A 22,122-nucleotide genomic window follows, 5' to 3' on the forward strand; every position below is an offset into this window, starting at 1 on the left:
CGCCCGTCACCGCGCGGCCAGCACGCGGTCGATCATCTCGCCGATCCTGCGCGCGAGCGCGTCCATCCGCTCGGCCGGCACGCCGCCGTAGCCGAGCACGAGCCCGTTGTAGCCGTGCGCGGTGCCCGGCACGCAGAACGACGACAGCGGCCGCAGGATCAGCCCGTGCGCCTGTGCGACGCGGCTCAACGCCGTGTCGGCTACCGGCACGTCGAGCCGCGCGGACAGATGCATGCCGCCCGCGCCGCCCGACACCGTCAGCCGCGTGCCCAGTCGCCGCGTCAGCGCATCGTGCAACGCGTCGCGCCGCTCGGCATACACACGGCGCATGCGTCGCAGATGCCGCGTGAAATGCCCGGCGCCGATGAAATCCGCGAGCGCGCGCTGCTCGACCGCGCGGCCCTGCAGCATCAACGCGCCCGCCGCGTCGCGCAGCGGTTGCGCCAGCGCGGGCGGCACGACCATGAAGCCGAGCCGCAACGCGGGAAACATCACCTTGCTGAAGGTGCCGAGATAGATCACGGGCACGTCGTCGGCAAGCCCCTGCACGGCCGCATGCGGCGTACCGTGGTGGCGGAACTCGCTGTCGTAGTCGTCCTCGACGATCCAGGCGCCGGCCGCACGCGCATGCGCGACGAGCGCAAGCCGCCGTTCGAGGCTCATCACCGCGCCGAGCGGATACTGGTGCGACGGCGTGATGTAGACGAGCTTCGGCGGACGATCGCGCCAGTCGTCCGGATGCGGCGCGAGCCCCTGCGCATCGACGCCGATCGGCTCGACGCGCAGGTCGGCCGCGAGAAACGCATTGCGCGCGCCGTGGTAGCCGGGGTTCTCGATCCACGCGACATCGCCCGCGTCGGCCAACGCACGGGCGCACAGGTCCAGCGCACCTTGCGTGCCGTCGGTGACGATCACCTGCGCGGCGTCACAGCGCACGCCGCGCGACGCGCGCAGATAGCCGGCGATCGCGTCGCGCAGCACCGCATCGCCCTCCGCCGACTGGTAGCCGAGCTGCGCCGGCCCGGCCGTGCGCCATGCACGTTCGATGCAGCGCCGCCACTGCGCGAGCGGGAATTCGTCGACGGCCGGCACGCCCGGCATGAACGGCAGCGATTCGTCGACACCGCTCGTCGCGCGCTCGGCCCGCGCAACGCGCCGCGACAGCACCGTCGTATCGCCGGCGGGCGCCGCAGCGGCGACCTGCGCGCCGCGCAAGCCCATCCGCGCAACCACCGTACCCTGCCGCGTGCCGGTCACGAACCCTTCCGACGCCAGTCGCTCGTATGCGTACAGCACCGAGTTGCGTGCGATGCCGAGTTCGCCGGCAAGCGTGCGCGATGCAGCGAGCCGCGCGCCTTCGGCGATCCGGCCGCTCAGGATTGCGTCGCGCAGGCATGCGTACAGCCGCTGCTGCTGCGACATCCGCGCGGCCGCCCGCGGCCCCGCTTCGCGCTCGAAGGTCGACAACAGGACGGCGTAATCCATCGTGGCTCCAGAAAGTGCGGACGTCATGGGTCTACACATGGTGCCACGAACTTTCTATCGTAAACGTCTGCTCCCGTTGCCGGCCGCGCCGGCAGCGCTTCATTCCATCACCATCGATGAGGTGCGCGACCATGAACACTACCGACGCCGGCCTGACCGTACGCTCCGTGCGGGAAGACGATTTCGACGCCTGGCTGCCGCTGTGGGACGGCTACAACCGCTTCTACGGCCGCTTCGGCGATACCGCGCTGCCGCGCGAGATCACCGAGCTCACGTGGTCGCGCTTCTTCGACGGCTACGAACCCGTGCATGCGCGTGTCGCGGAACGCGACGGCCGGCTCGTCGGGCTCGTGCATTTCCTGTATCACCGCAGCACGACGCTGATCGGGCCGACCTGCTATCTGCAGGATCTCTTCACGCTCGACACCGAACGCGGCAAGGGCGTGGGCCGCGCCTTGATCGAAGCCGTGTACGACGCCGCGCGGCAACAGCGCGCCGAACGCGTGTACTGGCAGACGCACGAAACGAATCACACGGCGATGCGGCTCTACGACACGGTCGCGGAGAAGACCGGATTCGCGATCTACCGAAAGGTCTTGCCGCACTGATCGTGCCGCACGCCGCGCGGCCGCGACGGCTTCGATCCAGCTGCCGTGCCTTGATCCCCTGGAACAGCGGCACGCGCGACCGCTGCTTCGGACGGCAGCGAGGCGGCGTCGGCAAGCGCGTGGCGGTGCGCGGAATCCGCGCACCGCGCGGCGTCGAGCATCGCGGGCGCATGGTAAGCAGAAGCGGCGGAGCGCGTTGTGCGTTGTGCGTTGTGCGTTGCGCGACCTGGGGCGGCTGCGCCGGTTTCCGTTTCCGGCCACGACGTTCTACAGTTACGGAGAGCAACCTGCGCCGCCTGTCGTGCGCGTTCGGTTCGCGTTTGCCGATACGCACCCGATTCCGAGGAAAGTCCATGCCGAGTATCGTCGCCGGTCCCGCCCATCTGCCGCCGAGCCCCGTCGCCGCCGAAACGCGCATGGTGCACGACGTGGCCACGCTGCAGCCGTCCGACTATCGTTCGGCCGACGGTGCATCGTGGGTCATCGCCACCCTCACGCCGGCTCCGGACAGCGGCGCGAACGTGACCGGCACCACCTACTTCGATACCGCGAAACAGCAGACCGTCGCGGTGCCCGATGCTCGCCGGCGCTATGCGAACCGCGGCACCTGGCAGGTCGTCGCGGGTTCCAGCCCGTCGGTGCCCGCCACCGGCCGCTACGACTGGCTGACGCTCGCGTGGCTGCCGATCGACCGGCGGCCGCTGCCGCAAACGCCCGAGCACCTGTATTCGCCGTTCATTCACGGCGGCACGATCGTCTACCGGTGGAATCCGGCCGCGCAAGGCGGCGAGCAGTTCGGCAACGTGCGGATGATCTTTCCGGAATGGACGCAGCAGGTGGCGGACGTGCTCAGCACCGCGCCCGGCGACGACGCGCAAGCGGCGGCCGCTGCGTCCGCGTCCGCGCTCGATCGCGTGAAGCAGGACCGCAATCCGATGGCCGCCGTGCTCGACTTCGGCGCTGCGCTGCACGAAGAACCGGCCGACAGGATCGCCGCGCGCCTGCCGGCATTGCTGCGCGCGAACGACCTGCACGAGGTGTCGGCGATCGTGTTCCAGTGCATCGCCGCATCGCGTGAAGAGGACAGGCCTCGCTTCGTCGAAGCGATCAACGGCTCGATCGTCTCGATCGACGACAGCGCGCGCCTGCTCGCGATCGCCTACGGCGCGTTCGCGGCCGGCAGGGCGAAGCCGCGTCCATTCAGCGATGCCGCGCAGACCGCGCGCATCAACGGCGTGTTCACGGTATTGAAGCAGCGGACGTCGGCGCTCGGGATACCCGTGGCGCAAGGTTCGCCGTGGTACGAGTTCTTTACCGCGTATCGGCTCGGCGGCTAGCAATCCGGCCAATGCCGGCGACAGCGCCGCGCGCCGGCCGTCGACGCCGCGCACGGCACCGGGCGGGACCGATCGTCATGCGATGCGCGAGTGAATGCCCTGTGCTCGCATCTGGCAGCGTTCCTGTTCCGGAACCAACCGATCCGAATCGGCTCGCGGCCGCGCCCACCGACCGCCACAAGACATTCACACCCGCACGCCCGACGATAAAAAATCGGCCGCCCGGGGGCGAGCGGCCGTCAAGGAGAGATCCCTGTCCGGGATGCCGGCGGACACCACTCCAACCCGGCCGGCCCATTGTTGACGAACGGCCGTTCGCTGACCATCAGCCCGGTCTGATTCGCGCCGCGGGTGCATGAAAATGACGTGCTCCTGACGATGCGCACGCGGCGGCGACCGGAACGGCCGGATGTGGCACACCCGGTCGGGACCGCGAAGGGAACCCGCATGCACGACCCCGTGTCGAAACGCCGCCTGCCCGCTGATGGCTTCACCGTCTCCGGCCGGCAATCGTCCTGCCCGCCCCGGCCACGTCACTCTCTTTCCTTCCTATGTTGAGCATCGGTCCCTTCTCGATCCGCGTCATCGCGGTAGCCGCCGCCGCGCTGCTGGCGTGGCTCGTCGCGCGTTTCATGCAGCGCCGCCCGCCGGACGGCCAGCACAAGACCGCGTCGAGCCTGATCCTCGACACGCTGCTGCTTGGCCTGATCGCCGCGCGCGCCGGCTATGTCGCTCGATGGTGGTCCGAGTATTCAGCCGCACCGCGCTCGATCGTCGCGCTCGGCGACGGCGGCTTCGACTGGCGCATCGGCCTCGCCGCGGCGCTCGTGTTCGCCGGCTGGCGGCTGCGCCGCCTGCCCGCGCTGCGTCGCCCGGTGATGGCCGGCATGCTGGCGGGGCTCGCTGCATGGGGCATCGCACAGGGCACGCTCGTGTCGTTGCAGCGCGGCGCGCCGCCGCTTGCCGCGATGCAGCTCGAAGCGCTCGACGCAACGCCGGTCGCGCCGCAGCGCTTCGCCGGCAAACCGGTCGTCGTCAATCTGTGGGCCACCTGGTGCGCGCCGTGCCAACGCGAAATGCCGATCCTCGCGCAGGCGCAGCAGGATCATCCGGACATCACGGTGCTGATGGTCAACCAGGGCGAAGACGCGCAGACGGTGCGCGCGTTCCTCGAACGGAAGGCGCTGCGGTTCGACCACGTGCTGCTCGATCGCACGCTGCACACGATGAAGGCCTACGGTTCGCGCGGGCTGCCGACGACGCTCTTCTTCGACGCGCAAGGCAATCTCGTCGAATCGCACATGGGCGAGATCACCGCCGCGCGGCTGAAGGACATCGTGAACGCACGCTTCGGCCCCTGACTGCCGCGCCTTACGCGCGAGTTCGAACGCTACCGGCACGACGCACATGACATCCTCGTGCGACGTGCGTCTGGCGAGCCGAAGCATTCGACCGACACGATTTCTGACACATCTGCAATGAAGTGACGGTTCGGCGAACCAGCGCGTCTGGCCTGGGGTCATTGGACTTCAGGCATGCAAGACATCGGCTGATGACCCGTGTCGATGAAAACGCACCTAACCAGCACCTGATAGCGACCAACCTCGGCTAGAGTGGTTTCACGTTTTCGCTTCGAAGATCCATTCATTTCGTCATGCCAAGCATGTGAATGACTGAAGGTCGAAATGCGCTGCGTAAACGAGCGCGGCCCGCCGATGCCACAACACCGGCGAGCCGCTGACCACAACCAACTCTCAGCAGGAGTTAGCCATGGCTGACGCGAATCATATCGCACCGGTTCGTTTTCAAGACTTTTTTGTCGACACTCGGACGTCTTGTCAAACTCGTCGCATCGTCCCGCACCTCAGGCTCACCGACATGGCGCCGCCCGTCCTCCATCTGTGGATGAAGCTGTCCGGTCGATGGATCGAGGCAGCGGGGTTCGAGCCCGATCAACGTTTGCGGATCGAGGTGACGCACAAGCGGCTGGTGATCACGCCGATCGACGACGAGGACAGCGCGCATTTCGGGAACGATGGATCACCCGATGTCGATTCGGCAACGGGACCGCAGCGGCGGCGGTTTTCGGTGATCGCGGGGGACGCGCAATGAATTACAGCAACTCACGCCAATACCCTGACAACGTGCCGGCCGATCTCGACTTCGACGATGCGGACGCACTGTCGGCCAAGTCCGCGCTCGTGCTCAAGATCAACGCGCTGATCGTGTCGCGCGGCCTGAGTGAGACCGAGGCCGCGGCACTGGCCGAGATGGCGCGGCCGATAGTCACCCCGGAGCAGCGCGACAGGATCCGGAACGTTTCGCTGGATCTGCTGTTTCAGACGCTGGTGTCGTTTGGCCAGCACGTGGAGATCGTGGTACGGCCTGCCGGGCAGTCGCGTTCGGCGGGTATCACCGTGTCGATCTGACACGCTCCGCGTCCGCGAGAAGCAGTGTGTGGTACCGGAATATCCTCGGCGCTCGCATGAGGCAGCGTTAGGAGTAGCGCTATCGACGAATAGCATGACTGCGACCGGGCCCAACGGCCGCCGCCGAAGCCCCTCCGGCACCACACCTCTTCAATTTAACGTGAACGATCGTGACAACCAATCGGACGAGGCTGATTCTGTGGCTCGTCATTGCGCGTCGGAAATCGCGCGGTGAACAGTGCCGATTCGCCCTCTTTCGGCGCATCCCCAAGTCTGCCAAACGAGAGAGTCTTGACTCTCATCCGAACAGATCTAAATCCAGACATTGCTCGCGAGTCTCGGTCTCCCAAGTTCGACTAAATCGGTGCATGAGGGTATATCGGCTCGCCAAGGAACGGCGCGGCTATTACCGTGCCGACGATCTGAGCGGGAATGGCGCGGCGCTGGCAGGCGGGCGCTGGAACCCGCGTGGCATGCGCGTCGTGTACACGTGCGCGCACGCATCGACCGCGCGGCTGGAAGCGTTGGTCCATATGGCTGGCTTGATGCCGGCCGGCGGATATTGCCTGGTAACGTTAGAAGTACCGGACGCCGCATATGACGGCGCGTTCACCCCTGCACTACCGGACGGCTGGGCAAACCTGACATGCGACCCCGAACCGACGATCGAGCTGGGCCGGCAATGGCTTGCAGCGGGCGAACAACTGGTGATGCGCGTGCCGTCAGTCGTGTGCCCGACCGACACCAACCTGCTGCTGAAACCGACGCATTCCGGCATGAGCGCCGTCCAGGTCATCCGCACCGAACCGTTTACACTGGACCCGCGCTTGTTCGGCCGCGCGGTGAAGTAACTTCGACGCGAACGAAAGGCGGGCGACCCGACTGTCTACCGACAACGCGTCAGACACACCAGGCAGCCCTTCGCCCACCCCCTGCTTACTGCCGGATCGTCGCCTGCGCGGCAAGCTTCTCGACCAGCGCGGCCATCGCCCGCTGGTCCGCCTGCGCTTCGAGCTGCTGGCGCAGCACGTTCTTCGCCGCGTCGAACGTCGGCACGACGGTCTTCCGCTTCTGATCCAGCTTCACGAACGCGACAGCATTGCCGATCCGGATCGGGTCCGAAACGGCACCCGGCTGCAGCGACGTGATCGCCTGCGCAAGCGCCACCGGCACACCGTCCGTGTTTCCTTCCGCCACCGGCGTATGCAGATCGACCCATTCGGCGATACCGCCGTTCGGCGCCGTGTTGTACTTTTTCCCGAGCGCGTCGAACCCGATGCCCTTCTTCAGTTCCGCGGCCACTTCGTTCGCTTCTGCCGGGGTGCCGACAGCAATCACTTCCGCGCGGTACTGGAACGGTGCGGCGCTCGCGACGATCTGGTCGTAGCGCGCCTTGACCTGCGCGTCGGTCACCGGCTGCGGGCGGGCCATTTCACGCAGGTAGAGATCCGTCGCCGCCACCGTGCGAGCCTGCATCACGGCCTTGTTCACTTCGGGGCGGGCGCCGTAATCCGCCTTGTCGGCGGCCTGCTCGAACAGTTGCCGGATGATCAGGTTCTGCTTCACCTGTGCGCGCAGCGCGGGCGTGTCGGGCTGACCGGATGCCTTGACCGCGCCGTCGACGTCGCTACGCGGAATCGGCACGTCGTTCACGACAGCCTCGACGCCCGGCGGCAGCGCCGAGTCGGGTTGCGGGCCGGCGGCGTGCGCGGCAGTCATGCCGCTGGCACACGCGAGTGCGATCACGGTGGAGACGATGGAAATGCGATGCTTCTTCATGAGGACGTCCTTCATCAGGGAGTGGAGACCCCGCACGCGATGGCGGCGAGGGGGAAAGCGGCTTCGCCGCAGTGGGCAGCCGAGCGGATCGGCACCGGGATGGCCACGCATGCGCGTACGAAAGCGCACGGCGCGCCAGGGATCAGAGCCGGACGTACCGGGCCCGTGCCGGTGACAGGACTCCACCGGCACGGGCCGCTTGCATGCGACCGGCGCGGGCACCCGCCCGCGGACAGGCGTGAATGCCCTGCGCTCGCATGAGGCATGCGTTCTACCAACCTGCGACCTGAAGGGTCGAAAGCGGCCGAGCCCACCGGCCACCGCAAGGCATTCACGTGTGTCGGCCCGGCGTGCATCGCGCGATCCGTTCGAGCACTCATCCGGAAAAAGGACGCTGCCCGAAACCGGGCAGCGTGACGAACGAAGACATGCTTCGGATACGAGGTATCGGGCGCACACCATGCGGTTTCCCCGAGCAGTGCATTATCGAAGGGCGAAGGGCTGCTGCACAATCAGACGAGTCCGATTCCGGATGACTTCAGTCCTCCACCGCGCCACGGGCGTGCTCGTGCTCACGCGCCGGCTCCGTCTCGCGGTCGTGCCTGACGCCGCATCTACCTCACGGCAATCCGCGTCGCTCATTGTCAGGACTCCATGCCGGATGAAACGCTCGTCTTGGAGGCGTAGACGACACCGATCTCCATCTGACAGGTCTGACATCGATCACGCAGCGCGCATGAATCAGACCGGGCTTATTTCCCGCTGAAACGTCGTTCGGGACAATGGCGCTGCGGGGTGACCGGCTCTGCTGCTCCGGTCTTTCGACGTGAACGTTGTATCTCCGTCTTGACGCCGCCTCTCGCAGGCGGCGTCGTTCTTAACGCAGCCACCCGCGCCACCCGCACGTTCTTCCGACCGCCCCCTCGTTTAACCATCCTTGACCTCGTCGCTCCGGAGTCCGAATCCGCCTCGGACAGGTCCGAGCCTCTTTCTCGCACCGTTCGCCTGTTGGCCGATGGCCGCGCGCCGCCGTCGTTCATAGACTCGCCGTACTGCCCGAATGCAGCGGACAAGGTGCCGCGATGTCGGCGGCCGATTGAACGAAGCCGCCCGCACCACGCGTTTCAGAAATGCACCCAACGGCAACGACGAGTGAAAAGCATGAAGAACGAACCCGGACCGCGCCACGAAATCGTCGTCTGCACGATCGACGCGGCCATGAGCGTCGCGGCAATCCTGCGCCGGAACGTGCTCGCGCCGCTTGCACGGATCGCGTCGATCACGCCCGTCCCACCGCCCTCGCGTCGACGTTTCGTTGCTTCACCGTCTCGGCAACTGCACCGAAATAGTACTTGTCCGATCCCTTTTCTTCGCAGGATGACGCGTTGTCAGATGGTTCCCGGATCGCCCCCTCCATAAACTCGTCTTCCTTGCCAACCGTCACCTTTAAATATCGATGTCGGATCCGGTTCGCCCCGATACGCATGCAGTCAGTCCATGCCGCAACACCGGAATGACCGTGCACCAAGCAGAATGAGCATAGGTATGAAACGCCAGCGGGAAAAAGGTAGCGCACGTGCCATATGCGCCGTCGATATCCTCCTTATCGTCGTCATCGCGGGAATCACGCATCGAGGTTCAATGTGGAGTCTCGCTGCATTCCGAATCGAATGGGTCCTGATCGGCGTCAGCACGCTGCTCGCGGCGTTCATGCTGCGGCTCGCCGGCATCGGCCTCGACGGCCGCACGCGGCCGGCCATTCGCTACGCACTGCGCACGCTCGCCCTTTGGTTTGTCGTTCAGTGTTTCGTTTTACTGAAGATGATCGCGCTGGCGCCCGTCACGACGACGTTGCTGACGTGGTTCTTCGGCTGGACGATCGGTGTCGGGATCGCGCTCGTCGTGTTCCGGGTCGGGCTGAGCGTCGCGCGCCACCGCAGCCTGCATGTGCCGGGCACGCCGTCCCGCGTCGCGATCGTCGGCGGCGACGAATGGCTCGAACGCCTCGCCGAATCGATCGACACGGCCGGCGCGTCGCGCTACCGGTTCGTCGGCGCCTATCGCACGACCGGGCGCGCGTTCACGTTCGGCAAAGGCACTTTCGTCGCCGCCGACCTTGCATCGTTCGCCGCGCTTGCCCGCACCGAAGGCGCGGACGAGATCTGGATCGCGCTGCCGCTTGACGACGACGCCACGATCACGCGCGTGATCGACGAATTCCGCAACGATTTCGTCGAACTGCGCCTGATGCCGGACGTCAGCAAGCATGCGCTGTTCGGCAGCCACGTCGAGGACATTCTCGGTGAACCGGCGATCTCGCTGGCCGCTCCGCCGCTGTCGCGCGGCGCGCGCGTCACGAAGGCGATCTTCGACCGTGTGTTCGCGGCCGTCGTGCTGGTCGGGCTGATGCCGCTGCTGCTCGTCGTCGCCGCGGCGATCAAGGTGACGTCGCCCGGCCCCGTGCTGTTCACGCAGAAGCGGCGCGGCGCGGATGGCCAGACGTTCGACATCTACAAGTTCCGCACGATGCGCGTGCACGTCGAACAACCCGGCACGGTTGCGCAGGCCACGCGCAACGACCCGCGCGTGACGAAGGTCGGCGCATTCCTGCGGCGCACGAGCCTCGACGAGCTGCCGCAGTTCGTCAACGTGCTGTTCGGCGACATGTCGGTGGTCGGCCCGCGACCGCATGCGGTGGAGCACGACGCGCAGTACCGCACGCTCGTCGACGGCTACATCCACCGGTACCGGATCAAGCCCGGCATCACCGGCTGGGCGCAGGTCAACGGGCTGCGCGGCGCGACCGAACAACTCGAAAGCATGCAGTCCCGCGTCGAGTACGACCTGTACTACCTGCGCAACTGGTCGTTCGCGCTGGACCTACGAATCATCGGTGCGACGGTGTTGCGCGGATTCGGTCATCAGAACGCGTACTGAGCACCGCATGCACATCGTCCAGCCGCCCCACACGCCCGAATAGGCCATACCTTGAAGTTATCTCTCTTCCGATCCTTCGGCGGTCGCCGCCATCGCACGTCCGCGATCGCTCCATCGCCTGCGCGTGGCACCTTGCGCGCTTGCGTCGGTGCGCTTTGCTGCGCGGTGTTGTCGGGCTGTGCGTTCGCGCCGGGGATGAAGATGCCCGCCACGACCAGCCTGCCGGGTTCGAACGGCAACGCGCATGAACCCGCCGCGACGCTGCCGGTGCCGATCGCCGAGATCGATGCGACGCTGATCCGCCATTTGAAGGCCGACGCGCGTGCGGCCGACGCGAACCAGGCCGACGCGCTGCTCGGCCGCCCCGCCGCCTATACGCTCGGCGCCGGCGACGTGCTGCAGGTCACCGTCTGGGACCACCCGGAGCTGGCCGTCGCGCAAGGGCCGTCGCAGCAGACCAATGCACGGCCGGCCGATCCGCCGCAAGGGTTCGTGATCGACGACGCGGGCAACGTGCAGGTGCCCTATGCAGGCAACGTGCCGGTCGCCGGCCTCACCGTCGACGGCGCACGCCGGGCGATCTCGGCCGCGCTCGCGCGCTATTTCGTCGCGCCGAAGGTCACGGTGCGCGTCGCGTCGTTCCGCGCGAAGCAGATTCATGTCGACGGCGAGGTGCGCACGCCCGGCACCGTACCGCTCAACGACGTACCGATGACGCTGTACGAAGCGGTCGGCCGCGCGGGCGGCTTCATGCCGGCGGCCGATCAGAGCCGCCTCGTGCTGGTACGCGGCGGCGTGTCGTATCCGCTCGACCTGCCCGGCATGCTGGCGCGCGGCACGAATCCCGCCGGCCTGCTGCTGCGCGACGGCGATCTGTTGCGCGTGGTGCCGCGCGAGGAGAACGGCGCTTACGTGATGGGCGAGGTGACCCGGCCGATGACGGCGCTGCCGCTGCGCACGGGCCGGCTGACGCTGAGCGACGCGCTATCGCAGGCCGGCAGCTTCAATAGCGCGAGCGCCGATGCCGCGCAACTCTATGTGATCCGCGGTGCGTCGGGCGATGCGCCGCGCGTGTTCCACCTCGACGCCCGCTCGCCCGTCGCGATGGTGCTCGCCAATCAGTTCGACCTTCAGCCGAAGGATGTCGTCTACGTCGACAGCAACAGCCTCGTCCGGTTCAGCCGCGTGCTGAATCTGTTGTTGCCGGCGATCAATGCCGGTTTGACGGGCGCGATCGTCACGAAATGACCGAAAGCCGTCGATACGAATATCCCAAGAGAGAAGCCGGAGGAAAGATGATTCGCACCATTCTCGTGGTCTGCACCGGAAACATCTGCCGCAGCCCGATCGGCGAGGGGCTGCTGCGGTCGCGACTGCCAAGTATCGAGGTGATCTCGGCCGGCACGTCGGCACTCGTCGGGGCGCCGGCGCATGCGCTCGCGTCGTCCGTCTCGGCCGAAGCCGGAGTCGACATTTCCGCGCATCGCGCGCAGCAGCTCACCACGGCACTGGTTCGTCGCGCAGACATCGTCTTGACGATGGAAGCCAGCCAGCAGCGCGAGATCGTCACGCGCTATCCATTTTCGCTGGGGCGCGTGTTCCGCCTCGACGAACGGAACGGCATGGATGTGCCGGATCCGTACCTGAAGCCGATCGATGCGTTCAGGCATGCCTATTCCCTGATCGACCGGGGCGTGAACGCGTGGGTGCCGAAGATCCAGGCACTGAGATGAGCGTTGAATGATGAACAGGATTTCCATGAACAAGGCATCCAACCCGTCACCCGAATCAGGCCTGGGCGACGAGCCGGAACTCGTGCGGTATGTCGATCTGCTGCTGACGAATCGTTGGCTGGTGGTCGGCATCGTGGCGGTCGTGTTTGCACTCGGCACCGCCTATGCATGGCTGGCGCGCCCGATCTACGAGTCGAATCTGCTGATTCAGGTCGAAGACAGCACGGGGGCGGCCGACTCCCTGCTCGGTAGCGTGTCGTCGCTCTTCGACGCGAAGATCCAGGCGGCGGCCGAGATCGAGATCATCCAGTCAAGGATGGTCGTCGGTCACGCCGTCAAGAACCTGCGCCTGTATATCGACGCAACGCCGAAGCGCTTCCCGTTGATCGGCAAGGCGATCGCCGCGCGCGCACACGGCCTGTCCCGTCCCGGTTTGCTCGGGTTCGGCGGATACGGCTGGGGTACCGAATCGATCGATATCGGCACATTCGACGTTCCGAGAGCCTTCGAGGGCGACGTGTTCGAACTGACGGCACTGCCCGGCGGCCGCTTCCGGCTGGAAAACGGCGATCTCGACCAGCCGATCGAAGGCACACTCGGGCATCTCGTCGAATCGACGCAGGCCGGCGGCACGTTCCGGATCCGTGTCGATGCACTCCACGCGCGGCCGGGCGTGGTGTTCCGGGTGGAACGCCATTCCGAACTAAAGACGCTGCAGCAGCTGCAGAAACACCTGAACGTATCGGAGATTCGCAAGCAGAGCAACGTCATCAACGTGTCGCTGAAGGGCGAAGATCCCGATACGGTGGCGAACATCCTCAATACGATCGGCACCGCGTATGTCGCCCAGAACGTCAAGCGGAAATCGGCCGAGGCGGAGAAGTCCCTCGCGTTCCTCGAGAACGTCGCGCCGCAACTGAAGCAGAACCTGGAACAGGCCGAAGCGAAATTCAACGCGATGCGGCGCAAGCGCGGCACGTTCAATCTCGGCATCGAGGCGCAGGCCTACCTGCAGGACAGCATCGCCACCCAGGCGACGCTGCTGGCGTTGCAGCAGAAGCGCGCGGAGGCGTCGACCCGGTTCACGGCCGGCCATCCCGAGATGCAGGCGCTCGATCGCCAGATCGAGGCCGCGAAGCAGAAGATCGATGGACTGTCGGCGCGCCTGCACGCGTTTCCCGATGTCGAACAGGACGAACTCCGGCTTCGACGCGACGTCGAGGTCGGCAACGAAATGTATGTCGGCGTGCTGAACAACATCCAGCAGCTGAAGCTGGTGTCGGCCGGGAAGGTCGGCAACGTTCGCGAAGTGGACAACGCCCCCGTCCCGGAAGAACCGGTCGAACCGCGCAAGGCGTTGATTCTCGCGCTGTCCGCCATTCTCGGCGTGATGCTGGGCGTCACGGCGGCGGTCGCGCGCGAAGCGCTGTTCGGCGGTGTCACGGACGCGGACGACATCGAGCGCCGCACCGGATTGAACGTCTACGGCACGATCCCCGATTCGGCGGCGCAGCGGGCTGCCGCGGCTTCGGCCGCCCGACGCGGGAGCGTCCCGTCGCTGCTCGCCGACGAGAACCCGTACGACCCCTCCATCGAGAGCCTGAAAAGCCTGCGCACGGCCCTCGGCCTGGCCCTGCTCGACGCGGACAACAACCGTGTGCTGCTGACCGGGCCGAGCCCCGGTGTCGGCAAGTCGTTCGTGTCTTCCAACCTGGCGGCCGTGATGGCCGCCGCCGGTCAGCGCGTGCTGCTGGTCGATGCGGACATGCGGCGCGGTCACCTGAACAAATCGTTCGACGTGCCGAGCGCGCCGGGGCTGTCGGACCTGCTGACGGGACGCGTCTCGCTGCATGGCGCCACGCTGCGCGGCGTATCGAAGGGGCTGGACTTCATCCCGACGGGCGCCACTTCGCAGCACGCATCGGAGTTGCTGTTGGGCGAACCGACGATCCGGCTGCTCGACGAGATGAGCGCCGCCTACGACGTCGTGATCATCGACACGCCGCCGGTACTCGCGGTGTCGGACGCCAGCATTCTGGCGCCGCACTGCGCAACGACCCTCCTCGTGACGCGCGCCAGACAAACGACGATCGGCGAGATCGCCGAATCGTCGAAACAGCTGAACAGGATTTCGTCGGGCTTGCTCGGCGTCCTCTTCAACGGCGTCGATACGCGAGCATTCGGCTATCGCTCCCGATACGGGGCTTATCGATATGCGCCGTATGGCTCGACCGACGCGAACGGCGACACGCCCGTCACGCGCGAGCGGGAGACGTCATGAAGATCGTGCACGTCGTGGAAACCTGGGTGGGCGGCATTGCCACCTATGTCGGCGCGCTGGCTCGCGAGCAGATCGCGATGGGTAATGAAGTCCTGCTGATCTGCGATCCCGACAAGATGACCGGCACGGCCGGCGTCGAAGGACTGACGCTGATCGGATACCGGTCGAGCCGGCATCCGGCGCGCATCGCCGGGGTCGCGCGCGAGATCCGGGCGTTGCTGAAGGCCATCGGCCCGGATGTGATCCATTGCCACAGCACGTTCCCCGGCGTGTACGTGCGGCTGCTCCGGCATCGCCACGCGAAGGTCCTGTACACGCCCCACGCCTGGGCGTTCCTGAAGAAGGACGTCGGCACCGTGACGCGGCTGGGCTATGCGCTGACGGAGCGCCTGCTGGCGACCCGATGCGACCGGATCGTCTGCATGTCGCTGGATGAATTGCGAGCGGCACGCAAGTACCGGCTGCCGATGTCGAAGGTCGACCTCGTCTATACGGGTATAGCCGGCGACGAGTCCGGGACCGCCCTCGATCGTCCGTCCGGCACATCGACGATACGCGTCGGCTATTTCGGCCGCCTCGACTATCAGAAAGGTTTCGACGTCGTACTCGACGCCATGCCGGCGCTGCAGCCGGACATCGAGATCAACGTGTACGGCGTGGCGGTGCGCGGCGGCGTCGCGGCGGAGCGGGCCGGCGACGACCGGATCGTCTACCACGGCTGGGTCGATGCAGCCGCGACGAAGGCCGCCATGCAGGCGATGGACGTCGTGATCGTGCCATCCCGCTGGGAAGGGCTTGCACTCGTTCCGATCGAGGCGATGCGCGCCGGCAAGGTGCTCGTCGTCTCCGGCGAAAGCTCGCTGCCCGAGCAGGTGATCCATGGCTACAACGGGATCATCCTCACCGAGCTCACCGGGCAATGCCTCGCCGACAACCTGAACCGCCTGACGGTCGACAAATGCCGGCGCATGGGTGAGAACGCCCGGCACGTATTCGACCAGACCTTCAGGCAGGAACATTTCCTGAAATCGCTGATGCGGATCTATGAACAAGCCTGACGTTTATCTGCTGCACGCATACAGCTCGCGAAACAGCGGCGACGGCCTGCTGGTCAAGTTGAGCCTGAAGGCGATCCGCGCCGCCGGCATCGATGGCGTCGTCACGATCGTCTGCCTCGATCCGGCTTCGTTCCACGGCTATCTCGACGACGCGAACGTCCGCCTCTGGTCGCTGGCCCGTTTCTGCGTCGAATCGGTGCGCGGCTTCGGCCGCGCCAGGCCGGCGCTGTTCTTCGGCGTGGGCGGCGGCTACCTGCGCGCGTCCAGTGGCATGGAAGGCTGGAAATCGCTCGTCGCGCACGGCAGCCAGCTGGCCTGCACGGCGTTGCGGCGCTCGAAGCGATCGATCTATCTGCCGCAGAGCATCGGTCCGCTGCGGTCGCTGCCGGGCACCTTGCTGGCGGCGCTGGTGCGGCGTTGCGTCGACGTCGTGTTCCTGCGCGACGGCCAGAGCGTCGACGAGCTTGCGCATCCGCACGGCATTCGCACGGGCGATCTCGTCGTGCTCGAGATCGGCCGGACGCCACGCAGCGAGCCGGATGCGGAGCGCCCAGCCGAACACGCCCGCCCGATCCGGTTCGTGTTCCGCGACCTGAAGGGCAAACCGTATCGCGATGACTATGTCGCCCGTCTGCGTTGCGTCGCGAAGCGGCTGCCGGACGCGGGATTCGCGCTGCAAAGCAGCGGCCGCGGAAACGGCGACGACACGTTCTATCGCGACACGTTCGGCATCGGGCAGGTCGACGACCTGGCGACGCTCGTCGCGCGGGAGCGTCCGGTGGTGGTCTCCGTCCGGCTGCACGGTAGCCTCGAAAGCGTGCTGGCCGGCGTGCCGAGCATTCATATCGCGTACGAACGAAAAGGCCGGGCCGCGTATGACGACCTCGGCCTGTCGCGCTACGTGGTGCACGCCAGCGACTTCGACGCGGACCGCGTCGCCGCACTGGCACGCGAGCTTGCGCGCGACGACAGCACGTACTGGCAGGCGCTGCGCACGGCAGGCGCGACTCGCTACAACGAGATGGTGGAAAGGATCCGTCATGAAATCGAGCAGTTCAATCACCTTTGTGATGGACGGTAATTTTTCGCGCGTCGGCGACGAAATCTACAGTCCGCATATGGGCCACGAGAAGTTCGCCGGCCGGTTCGCGCCGCATTTCGACGCGGTGCGGATCGTCGCCCGCGCGTTTCCGAAAGCCCGGCCGATCGGCTCCGTCGTAACCGGGCCGCGCACGTCGTTCGTCGACCTCGGCGCAGTTCGCGGCGGCCGCCGCTGGCTCGCCGGCTTGCCGCGCACGGCGGCACGCCTGTGCCGCGTCATCCGGAGCGCGCAAACACTGATGATCCGCTTTCCGGGCAATGTGGCGACACTTGCACTCCTGCTGTGCTGGATCACGAGAAAGCCGTTCTCGGCCGAAATCGTTGCCGATCCGGAGGACTACTTCAGGAAGGGTGCGTCGAACCATCCGTTGCGCAGCGTCGCGAAATGGATCCATTGCAGCTCGACCGCGCTTGCCGCACGGCGCGCGCAGAGCGTGCGATACGTGACGGAAGCCTATTTGCAGGCGAAGTATCCGGCGCGCTCGCGTGCCGATTCGTTCGGCTTCAGCGACGCCTTCCTGCCGAACGCGCTCTTCGCGGCACGCGATCCCGACGCGCTCGCGCGGCCCGGGTCATTGAGGCTGATCAACGTCTCGATGATGCATGACCGGAGCAAGGGACACGTGGCGCTGCTCGAAGCCGTGTCGCGCCTGAAGCGCAAGAACGTGGCCGTCGTCTTGACGCTCGTCGGCGACGGTGCATTGCGCGGGGAGCTGGAGGCGCTGGCACACGCGCTGGGCATCGCGAACGTCGTGAACTTCCGCGGACAGGTATCGTCGGAGACGGCCTGCGCGACGGTCGCCGAGCACGATCTGTTCGTGCTGCCGTCGCTTCAGGAAGGAATGCCGCGCGCGATGCTGGAAGCGATGGCCGTCGGCACGCCGGTGCTCGGAACCGGCGTGGGCGGAATACCGGAAGTCCTGCCTGCGAGCGACGTGATCCGGGCCGGCTCGGTCGACGCGATCGTGGCCGCGGTCGAGGCAGTCGCGCTCGACCGCGCCCAGCTCGTCGACATGAGCATCAGGCAGCAGGCGAAAGCCGCCGAATTTTCCCATTCGGCGCTGCAGGAAAAATACGACGCGTACTGCCGTTACCTGGTCGAGCGATGCGCCGCCTGAACGTCGACCTGATCCATGTCGCCGCCAGCGCCGGATTGCCGGCACTGGTGAATTTCGTCGTGGCGGCACTGGCGCTGCATCTCCTCGACCCCATGCTCGTCGGGCGCTCGTATGCGTTGCTGGCCCTGTTCTACGTCGCCATCGACGCCTTCAACTTCGGTTCCGCGCGCATCTATACGATCGATCGCATCCGGGCGCGGTTTCCGAACCTGCTTCGGCTCGACTGCCTCAGCGCATTCGGCTCGACCGTGCTGTTCTGTCTGGCTTGCGCGCTGCTGGGCCGGACCGGCTCGATCGCGCTGCCGAACTGGACCGCCGTGCTCGTGCTCGCGCCCGTGTGTTACGGGCTGTCGCACTTTGCGCTCGGTTTCTTCAGGGTGACCAGGCGCAATGGCGTCGTGCTGGTCATCTCGACGATCTCGGCGCTTTCGCGCCTGGCTGTCATCGCCGTGCTCGCCGAATACCACGGCTTGCGCGGCCATTTTCCCGATCTGCTGCTGCTGGTCGAGGCCGCGTATGGCGCGCTGCTGCTGGGTGCCTACCTGTGGGTGACGCGTCGCGGCACGACCGGTCTCGAGCCAGGCCGATATCCGGCAACCGGGGCGAGCGGGCTGCGCTGGTATCGCGACTTTATCGTGCAGGCGCGCGGCGACATGCTGAGCAGCTGGTATGCGAACGCGGTGCTGTCCGGTGCCAAGCACCTCGACGTCCTGATCGTTTCCGCCGTCGCGGGGCCAGCCGGTGCCGCGCTGTATCGCGTCGCCAAAGGCTTCAACAATCTCGCCTTCAATTTCGGACAGTCGTTTTCGCTGGCGATCGGCGGAAACGGCGAGCGTGTGTTGCGGCTGATCGGCGGTATCCGGCTCGGGCGCAAGCTCGTGGCGAGCGTGCTGGCATGCTGGGGCGTGCTGGCCGCCGCAGCGTACGCGCTGCTGGAGATCCGTCTGTTTCCGGTTCATTCGCTCGGGGGCCGGGCCAGTCAGTTTGCATTCGTGTTCGCCGTGCTGCTGGGCGCGTGCCTGGTGTTTCTCTGCAGGATTCTGTCACTGTGGCTGTATGCGCGAAGCCGGCAAGCCTTCGTGAAGATGGCGTCGTTCGAGGCCGTCCTCACGCTTGCGCTGGTCGCGGCACTCGGCTGGAAGTTCGGCGCCTATGGCGCGATTTGCGGCGTCGGCACGGCGGCGTTCATCATCCTGGCGTCGTCATGTGTCCTGCTGACGGGTCATGCCCTGCCAGCCGCGCCGCTTCCGGCGGGCGCCGAGCGGGAGCAGCCATGAAACGGCGATCCTTCATCACGACGACGGTCGCGGCCGCGCTGACCCCTGGCGGGCTGCTTCGCGCACGTACCGGCGAGACGAGCGCCGCGCCGGGCACGCGGCGGGTTTTCGCACACTACATGGTGGCCTGGCCGAGAGGCGGAAAGGCGGCCGGCCCCGAACAGTATGCACAGGAAATGCGTGATGCGATGGCGGCCGGCATCGACGGCTTCGCACTGAATTGCGGCGGGTGGGACGCTTCCGAGCCGTACTACAAGCGGCGGGTCGAGACGATCTACAACACCGCCGACCGGTTCGACGGGGCGTTCAGGTTGTTCGTGTCCGCCGACGGCAATGCACAGGACGAACTCGAGGACATCGTCCGGACCGTTCGCGGACGCCTTGCGCAGTTGACGGTGGACGGACGGCCCGTGCTGTCCGCGTACGCGCTGGGCGGGCGGCACGGCACCCGTGCACGATCGCTGATCGAGACCGCCAGACGCCTCGGTGCGTATTTTGTCCCGCATCTGTCTCCGCGCACCGGCGAACGGGAAATCGACGCGAACGTGGCGGCCGAGATCGTCCGGCAAATCCGCTCCGCGGACGGCTATTTCTATTTCGGTGCGGCGGGCGCACCGTCATTGCTGGCCCGCTCCACGCGCGCACTGGCCCCGGCCCTGCACAGCGCCGGCAAGGTCTTCATGGCCCCGGTGACGCCGTACTACCGGGGTTTGCCGCAAGGCACGAACTACCGCGCGTTCGAGACGCTCGGGTTTGCCGGCATGGCGGAGGAATGGCGCGCGGCGATCGAGTCCCGCGCGACCTGGGTGCAGATCGTGACCTGGAACGACTGGGCTGAATCGACGTATGTCGCGCCGACCGGGGCAGCCCGGCAGGCCTGCGTGTATGACGCGCGCTTCGGCCCGATCCTGAGCCACGAAGGCTATCTGCGCGCGTCGCGTCATTACATCCGCTGGTTCAAGACGGGCATCGAACCGCCGATCGTGCGCGACGAGCTGTTCTTTTTCTATCGTCCGCGTCCGGCCGGGCAAGGCGACGCTGCCGCCCATGGTCCGTCGGCGTCGACATACGGGTCGCCGCGCACGCCGCAAGGGCCGCTCGTCGATCGCATATTCGTGTGTGTATTCCTGACCGGCCCCGCTGTGCTGACAATCGGCCAGAACGCGCGCGCGGACCGCCGGCCGCTACCGGCCGGAATTTCGTTTGTCGATGTCCCGAGCACGCCCGGGCGGCCGACGTTCTCGATCGTTCGCAACGAGCAGGTCGTGCTCGAGTATGCGGGCGAGCTGGTGGTGGCAGAGCCCGGCGGCGGCAGCCAGTACGGCTACTACAGCGGTTGGGCGCCCCAGGGACAGTCCCGATGAATCCCTTGCGTTCGAACATCGAGATGCGCCCGAAAGGCCATCACCGGCACATGATGCGGACGACGTTCGCCGTCGGCGCGCTTGCCGCGATCGTCGTGGCCCTGCTGTTGACCGGGCGCATGCATGGCGTGCTGCTGCTACTGAACGGCACGCTGTTGCTGGCGATCGCCGGCATTCGGCCGAGAACCCCGACCGTACGCTGGTTCCGGATCTTTCTGTTCTTCATTCTCGGCGTATTCCCGCTGTGGCAACTGCTGGCGGGAGACGAGATCTATCTGCGACTGTTGCCGCAAGACGATCCGGCCGTCGCGCTCTGGTATTTCCTGAGCCTCGCCGGCGTGCTGGTCGTCAAGCTGACGCTCGACGTTAACGCGCGCCGCCTCGGCAACCCCGTATTGCGGTTCGAACCGGGCGTGCGGGTCAGCGGCCTCGCCAGTCTGTTCGCGTGTCTGTCCCTCGGTGCGCTCGCTTTCATCTACGTCAAGCTGGGCGGTTACGCACGAATCGCCGAACTGTATGACATGCGGGTCGAGCAAACGGGCACCGACAACGATCCGTTTCGCGGCTTGGGGGTCATTCAGGCGCTGGCCAACACCTCGCCGCTGTGGATATTCGTTTGCCTCACGATGCGACGCCGCCGCAGCGTCGTGCTGACCGTGGTGGCGTTCGTTCAGCTCGGCGTGCTGGGCTGGCTCTCTTCCGGCATCGCCGGGAGTCGTCAGGGTGTCGTCTTCGTGCTGGTGTTCGCACTGTTCATTTATCACGGCTTCGTCGCTCGAATCGGTCCGCGTACGATCAAGATCGCCGGTACCGGCGTGGCGCTGACCGGCCTGCTGCTGATGCCGTTGAAATTCGGCCTCGGCTACAACGACATTGCGAATCTGTCGCAGCGGTTTGCCGAGCAGCGCGATCTCGAGTTGAGCATGGGACCGGTCAGCGTGTTCCTGTTTCGTGACCTGTCGCGCTTCGACGTGCAGGCACTGGCGATCGATACGGTCGCGCAACCGGCCTATGCCTACCCGATGGGGCGAAGCTTCGCCGGTGCGCTCGCGTCGATCGTCCCAAGTGCGCTGTGGAGCAACCGGCCCGACACGTTCGCGCTGGAAAAATCCCGGATCGTTCGCGATCTCGAACGCACCGCGCTCGACAAGACGACCCTGTTGTTCGGCATGCCCGGGGAGTTCCTGGTGAACTTCGGTATCGCGGGATTCGTCTTGTCGTTTGCGATTCCCGCCATTCTGCTTGTCGTGCAGAACAACACCGGAATCCGCGCTCGCAGATGGCTGCCCCTGCGGGCCGTGATGTGGCCGCTGCCGTTCCTGTTCTTTCTGTTCGATTCGAACGTGATCGTGTACTACACGGTGCGATGGGTCCTGCTGTTCGGCCTGCCGATGGCGTTCGTGCTCCGGCAACCGCGACGATCGCGCGGCGACGCGAATGATTCATGCACGCATGGCGTGCGGGTTCGCGGTTAGTCTCCCCCGAACCGGCGTCCGGCCTCGCTGAACCGCCCACTCCGCCGGGTATTGCCGGCGGCACCGACGGCGTCGGACATCCGGGAGAACGGCCGGCGATGACGCCATGGCGCTTACATAGCGCTTATCGACACGCTCGC

At 66.4% G+C, this 22,122-nt stretch carries 19 protein-coding genes and 1 pseudogene; 16 read left to right on the forward strand and 4 right to left on the reverse strand.

The window, feature by feature from the left end; all coding sequences use genetic code 11:
- Window positions 1–6: 6 nt before the first annotated feature.
- Window positions 7–1,485, reverse strand: coding sequence for a PLP-dependent aminotransferase family protein (locus DIE21_RS23665; protein WP_124499992.1), 1,479 nt, complete (start codon window positions 1,483–1,485; stop codon window positions 7–9).
- Window positions 1,486–1,616: 131 nt separating this feature from the next.
- Here DIE21_RS23665 and DIE21_RS23670 point away from each other — a divergent pair, with 131 nt between their 5' ends.
- Window positions 1,617–2,093, forward strand: a complete 477-nt coding sequence (locus DIE21_RS23670; RefSeq protein WP_124499993.1) for a GNAT family N-acetyltransferase — start codon at window positions 1,617–1,619, stop codon at window positions 2,091–2,093.
- An 80-nt stretch (window positions 2,094–2,173) separates the two neighbouring features.
- Here DIE21_RS23670 and DIE21_RS38310 read toward each other — a convergent pair.
- Window positions 2,174–2,263, reverse strand: a pseudogene (locus tag DIE21_RS38310) (class I SAM-dependent methyltransferase); the annotation flags it as partial.
- Between the two features lie 183 nt (window positions 2,264–2,446).
- On the opposite strand from DIE21_RS38310, the gene DIE21_RS23680 reads away from it, so the two are divergent.
- The 5 genes from DIE21_RS23680 (at window position 2,447) to DIE21_RS23700 (ending at window position 6,710) form a co-directional block, all read left to right on the forward strand.
- The gene (locus DIE21_RS23680) at window positions 2,447–3,430 is read left to right on the forward strand and encodes a hypothetical protein (RefSeq protein WP_124499994.1); all 984 of its coding nucleotides are present in this window, start codon (window positions 2,447–2,449) and stop codon (window positions 3,428–3,430) included.
- A gap of 551 nt (window positions 3,431–3,981) precedes the next feature.
- Window positions 3,982–4,791 carry a TlpA disulfide reductase family protein gene (locus tag DIE21_RS23685; protein WP_124499995.1) on the forward strand — a complete coding sequence of 270 codons (810 nt, stop codon included), beginning with the start codon at window positions 3,982–3,984 and terminating at the stop codon, window positions 4,789–4,791.
- A 409-nt stretch (window positions 4,792–5,200) separates the two neighbouring features.
- On the forward strand, window positions 5,201–5,542 hold the full coding sequence (locus DIE21_RS23690; RefSeq protein WP_124499996.1) for a SymE family type I addiction module toxin: 342 nt from the start codon (window positions 5,201–5,203) through the stop codon (window positions 5,540–5,542).
- Entirely contained in the window at window positions 5,539–5,859 is a 321-nt protein-coding gene (locus tag DIE21_RS23695) for a helix-turn-helix domain-containing protein (RefSeq protein ID WP_124499997.1), read from the forward strand. The genes DIE21_RS23690 and DIE21_RS23695 overlap by 4 nt, the downstream gene beginning before the upstream one ends.
- A gap of 368 nt (window positions 5,860–6,227) precedes the next feature.
- Window positions 6,228–6,710 (forward strand): RES family NAD+ phosphorylase, encoded by a 483-nt coding sequence (locus DIE21_RS23700; protein WP_124499998.1) that lies wholly within the window; start codon window positions 6,228–6,230, stop codon window positions 6,708–6,710.
- Between the two features lie 85 nt (window positions 6,711–6,795).
- Here the strand turns inward: DIE21_RS23700 and DIE21_RS23705 are convergent, their stop codons facing one another.
- Complete coding sequence (locus DIE21_RS23705; protein WP_124499999.1) at window positions 6,796–7,638, reverse strand: peptidyl-prolyl cis-trans isomerase; 843 nt, start codon at window positions 7,636–7,638, stop codon at window positions 6,796–6,798.
- Between the two features lie 1,124 nt (window positions 7,639–8,762).
- Window positions 8,763–8,921 (reverse strand): hypothetical protein, encoded by a 159-nt coding sequence (locus DIE21_RS37330; protein ID WP_185640682.1) that lies wholly within the window; start codon window positions 8,919–8,921, stop codon window positions 8,763–8,765.
- Between the two features lie 250 nt (window positions 8,922–9,171).
- Between DIE21_RS37330 and DIE21_RS23710 the strand changes: the two genes are divergently transcribed.
- The 10 genes from DIE21_RS23710 (at window position 9,172) to DIE21_RS23755 (ending at window position 21,982) form a co-directional block, all read left to right on the forward strand.
- Window positions 9,172–10,575: an undecaprenyl-phosphate glucose phosphotransferase gene (locus DIE21_RS23710; RefSeq protein ID WP_124500000.1), complete on the forward strand. Its 1,404-nt coding sequence runs from the start codon at window positions 9,172–9,174 to the stop codon at window positions 10,573–10,575.
- 195 nt (window positions 10,576–10,770) lie between these two features.
- Window positions 10,771–11,823 (forward strand): polysaccharide biosynthesis/export family protein, encoded by a 1,053-nt coding sequence (locus DIE21_RS23715; protein ID WP_124500001.1) that lies wholly within the window; start codon window positions 10,771–10,773, stop codon window positions 11,821–11,823.
- 47 nt (window positions 11,824–11,870) lie between these two features.
- Entirely contained in the window at window positions 11,871–12,308 is a 438-nt protein-coding gene (locus tag DIE21_RS23720) for a low molecular weight protein-tyrosine-phosphatase (RefSeq protein WP_124500024.1), read from the forward strand.
- Window positions 12,309–12,333: 25 nt separating this feature from the next.
- Window positions 12,334–14,589, forward strand: coding sequence for a polysaccharide biosynthesis tyrosine autokinase (locus DIE21_RS23725; RefSeq protein ID WP_260432547.1), 2,256 nt, complete (start codon window positions 12,334–12,336; stop codon window positions 14,587–14,589).
- Window positions 14,586–15,647 carry a glycosyltransferase family 4 protein gene (locus tag DIE21_RS23730; RefSeq protein WP_124500003.1) on the forward strand — a complete coding sequence of 354 codons (1,062 nt, stop codon included), beginning with the start codon at window positions 14,586–14,588 and terminating at the stop codon, window positions 15,645–15,647. The genes DIE21_RS23725 and DIE21_RS23730 overlap by 4 nt, the downstream gene beginning before the upstream one ends.
- Window positions 15,634–16,728: a polysaccharide pyruvyl transferase family protein gene (locus tag DIE21_RS23735; protein WP_124500004.1), complete on the forward strand. Its 1,095-nt coding sequence runs from the start codon at window positions 15,634–15,636 to the stop codon at window positions 16,726–16,728. The genes DIE21_RS23730 and DIE21_RS23735 overlap by 14 nt, the downstream gene beginning before the upstream one ends.
- Entirely contained in the window at window positions 16,688–17,866 is a 1,179-nt protein-coding gene (locus DIE21_RS23740; protein ID WP_260426764.1) for a glycosyltransferase, read from the forward strand. The genes DIE21_RS23735 and DIE21_RS23740 overlap by 41 nt, the downstream gene beginning before the upstream one ends.
- Entirely contained in the window at window positions 17,854–19,143 is a 1,290-nt protein-coding gene (locus tag DIE21_RS23745) for a hypothetical protein (protein ID WP_124500005.1), read from the forward strand. The genes DIE21_RS23740 and DIE21_RS23745 overlap by 13 nt, the downstream gene beginning before the upstream one ends.
- Entirely contained in the window at window positions 19,140–20,507 is a 1,368-nt protein-coding gene (locus DIE21_RS23750) for a glycoside hydrolase family 71 protein (protein ID WP_124500026.1), read from the forward strand. Before DIE21_RS23745 ends, DIE21_RS23750 begins: the two co-directional genes overlap by 4 nt.
- Window positions 20,508–20,560: 53 nt before the next feature.
- Window positions 20,561–21,982, forward strand: a complete 1,422-nt coding sequence (locus DIE21_RS23755) for a hypothetical protein (protein ID WP_260432548.1) — start codon at window positions 20,561–20,563, stop codon at window positions 21,980–21,982.
- Window positions 21,983–22,122 lie beyond the last annotated feature (140 nt).

The sequence above is a fragment of the Burkholderia sp. Bp9140 genome, from assembly GCF_003853425.1.
Classification (GTDB): Bacteria; Pseudomonadota; Gammaproteobacteria; order Burkholderiales; family Burkholderiaceae; genus Burkholderia.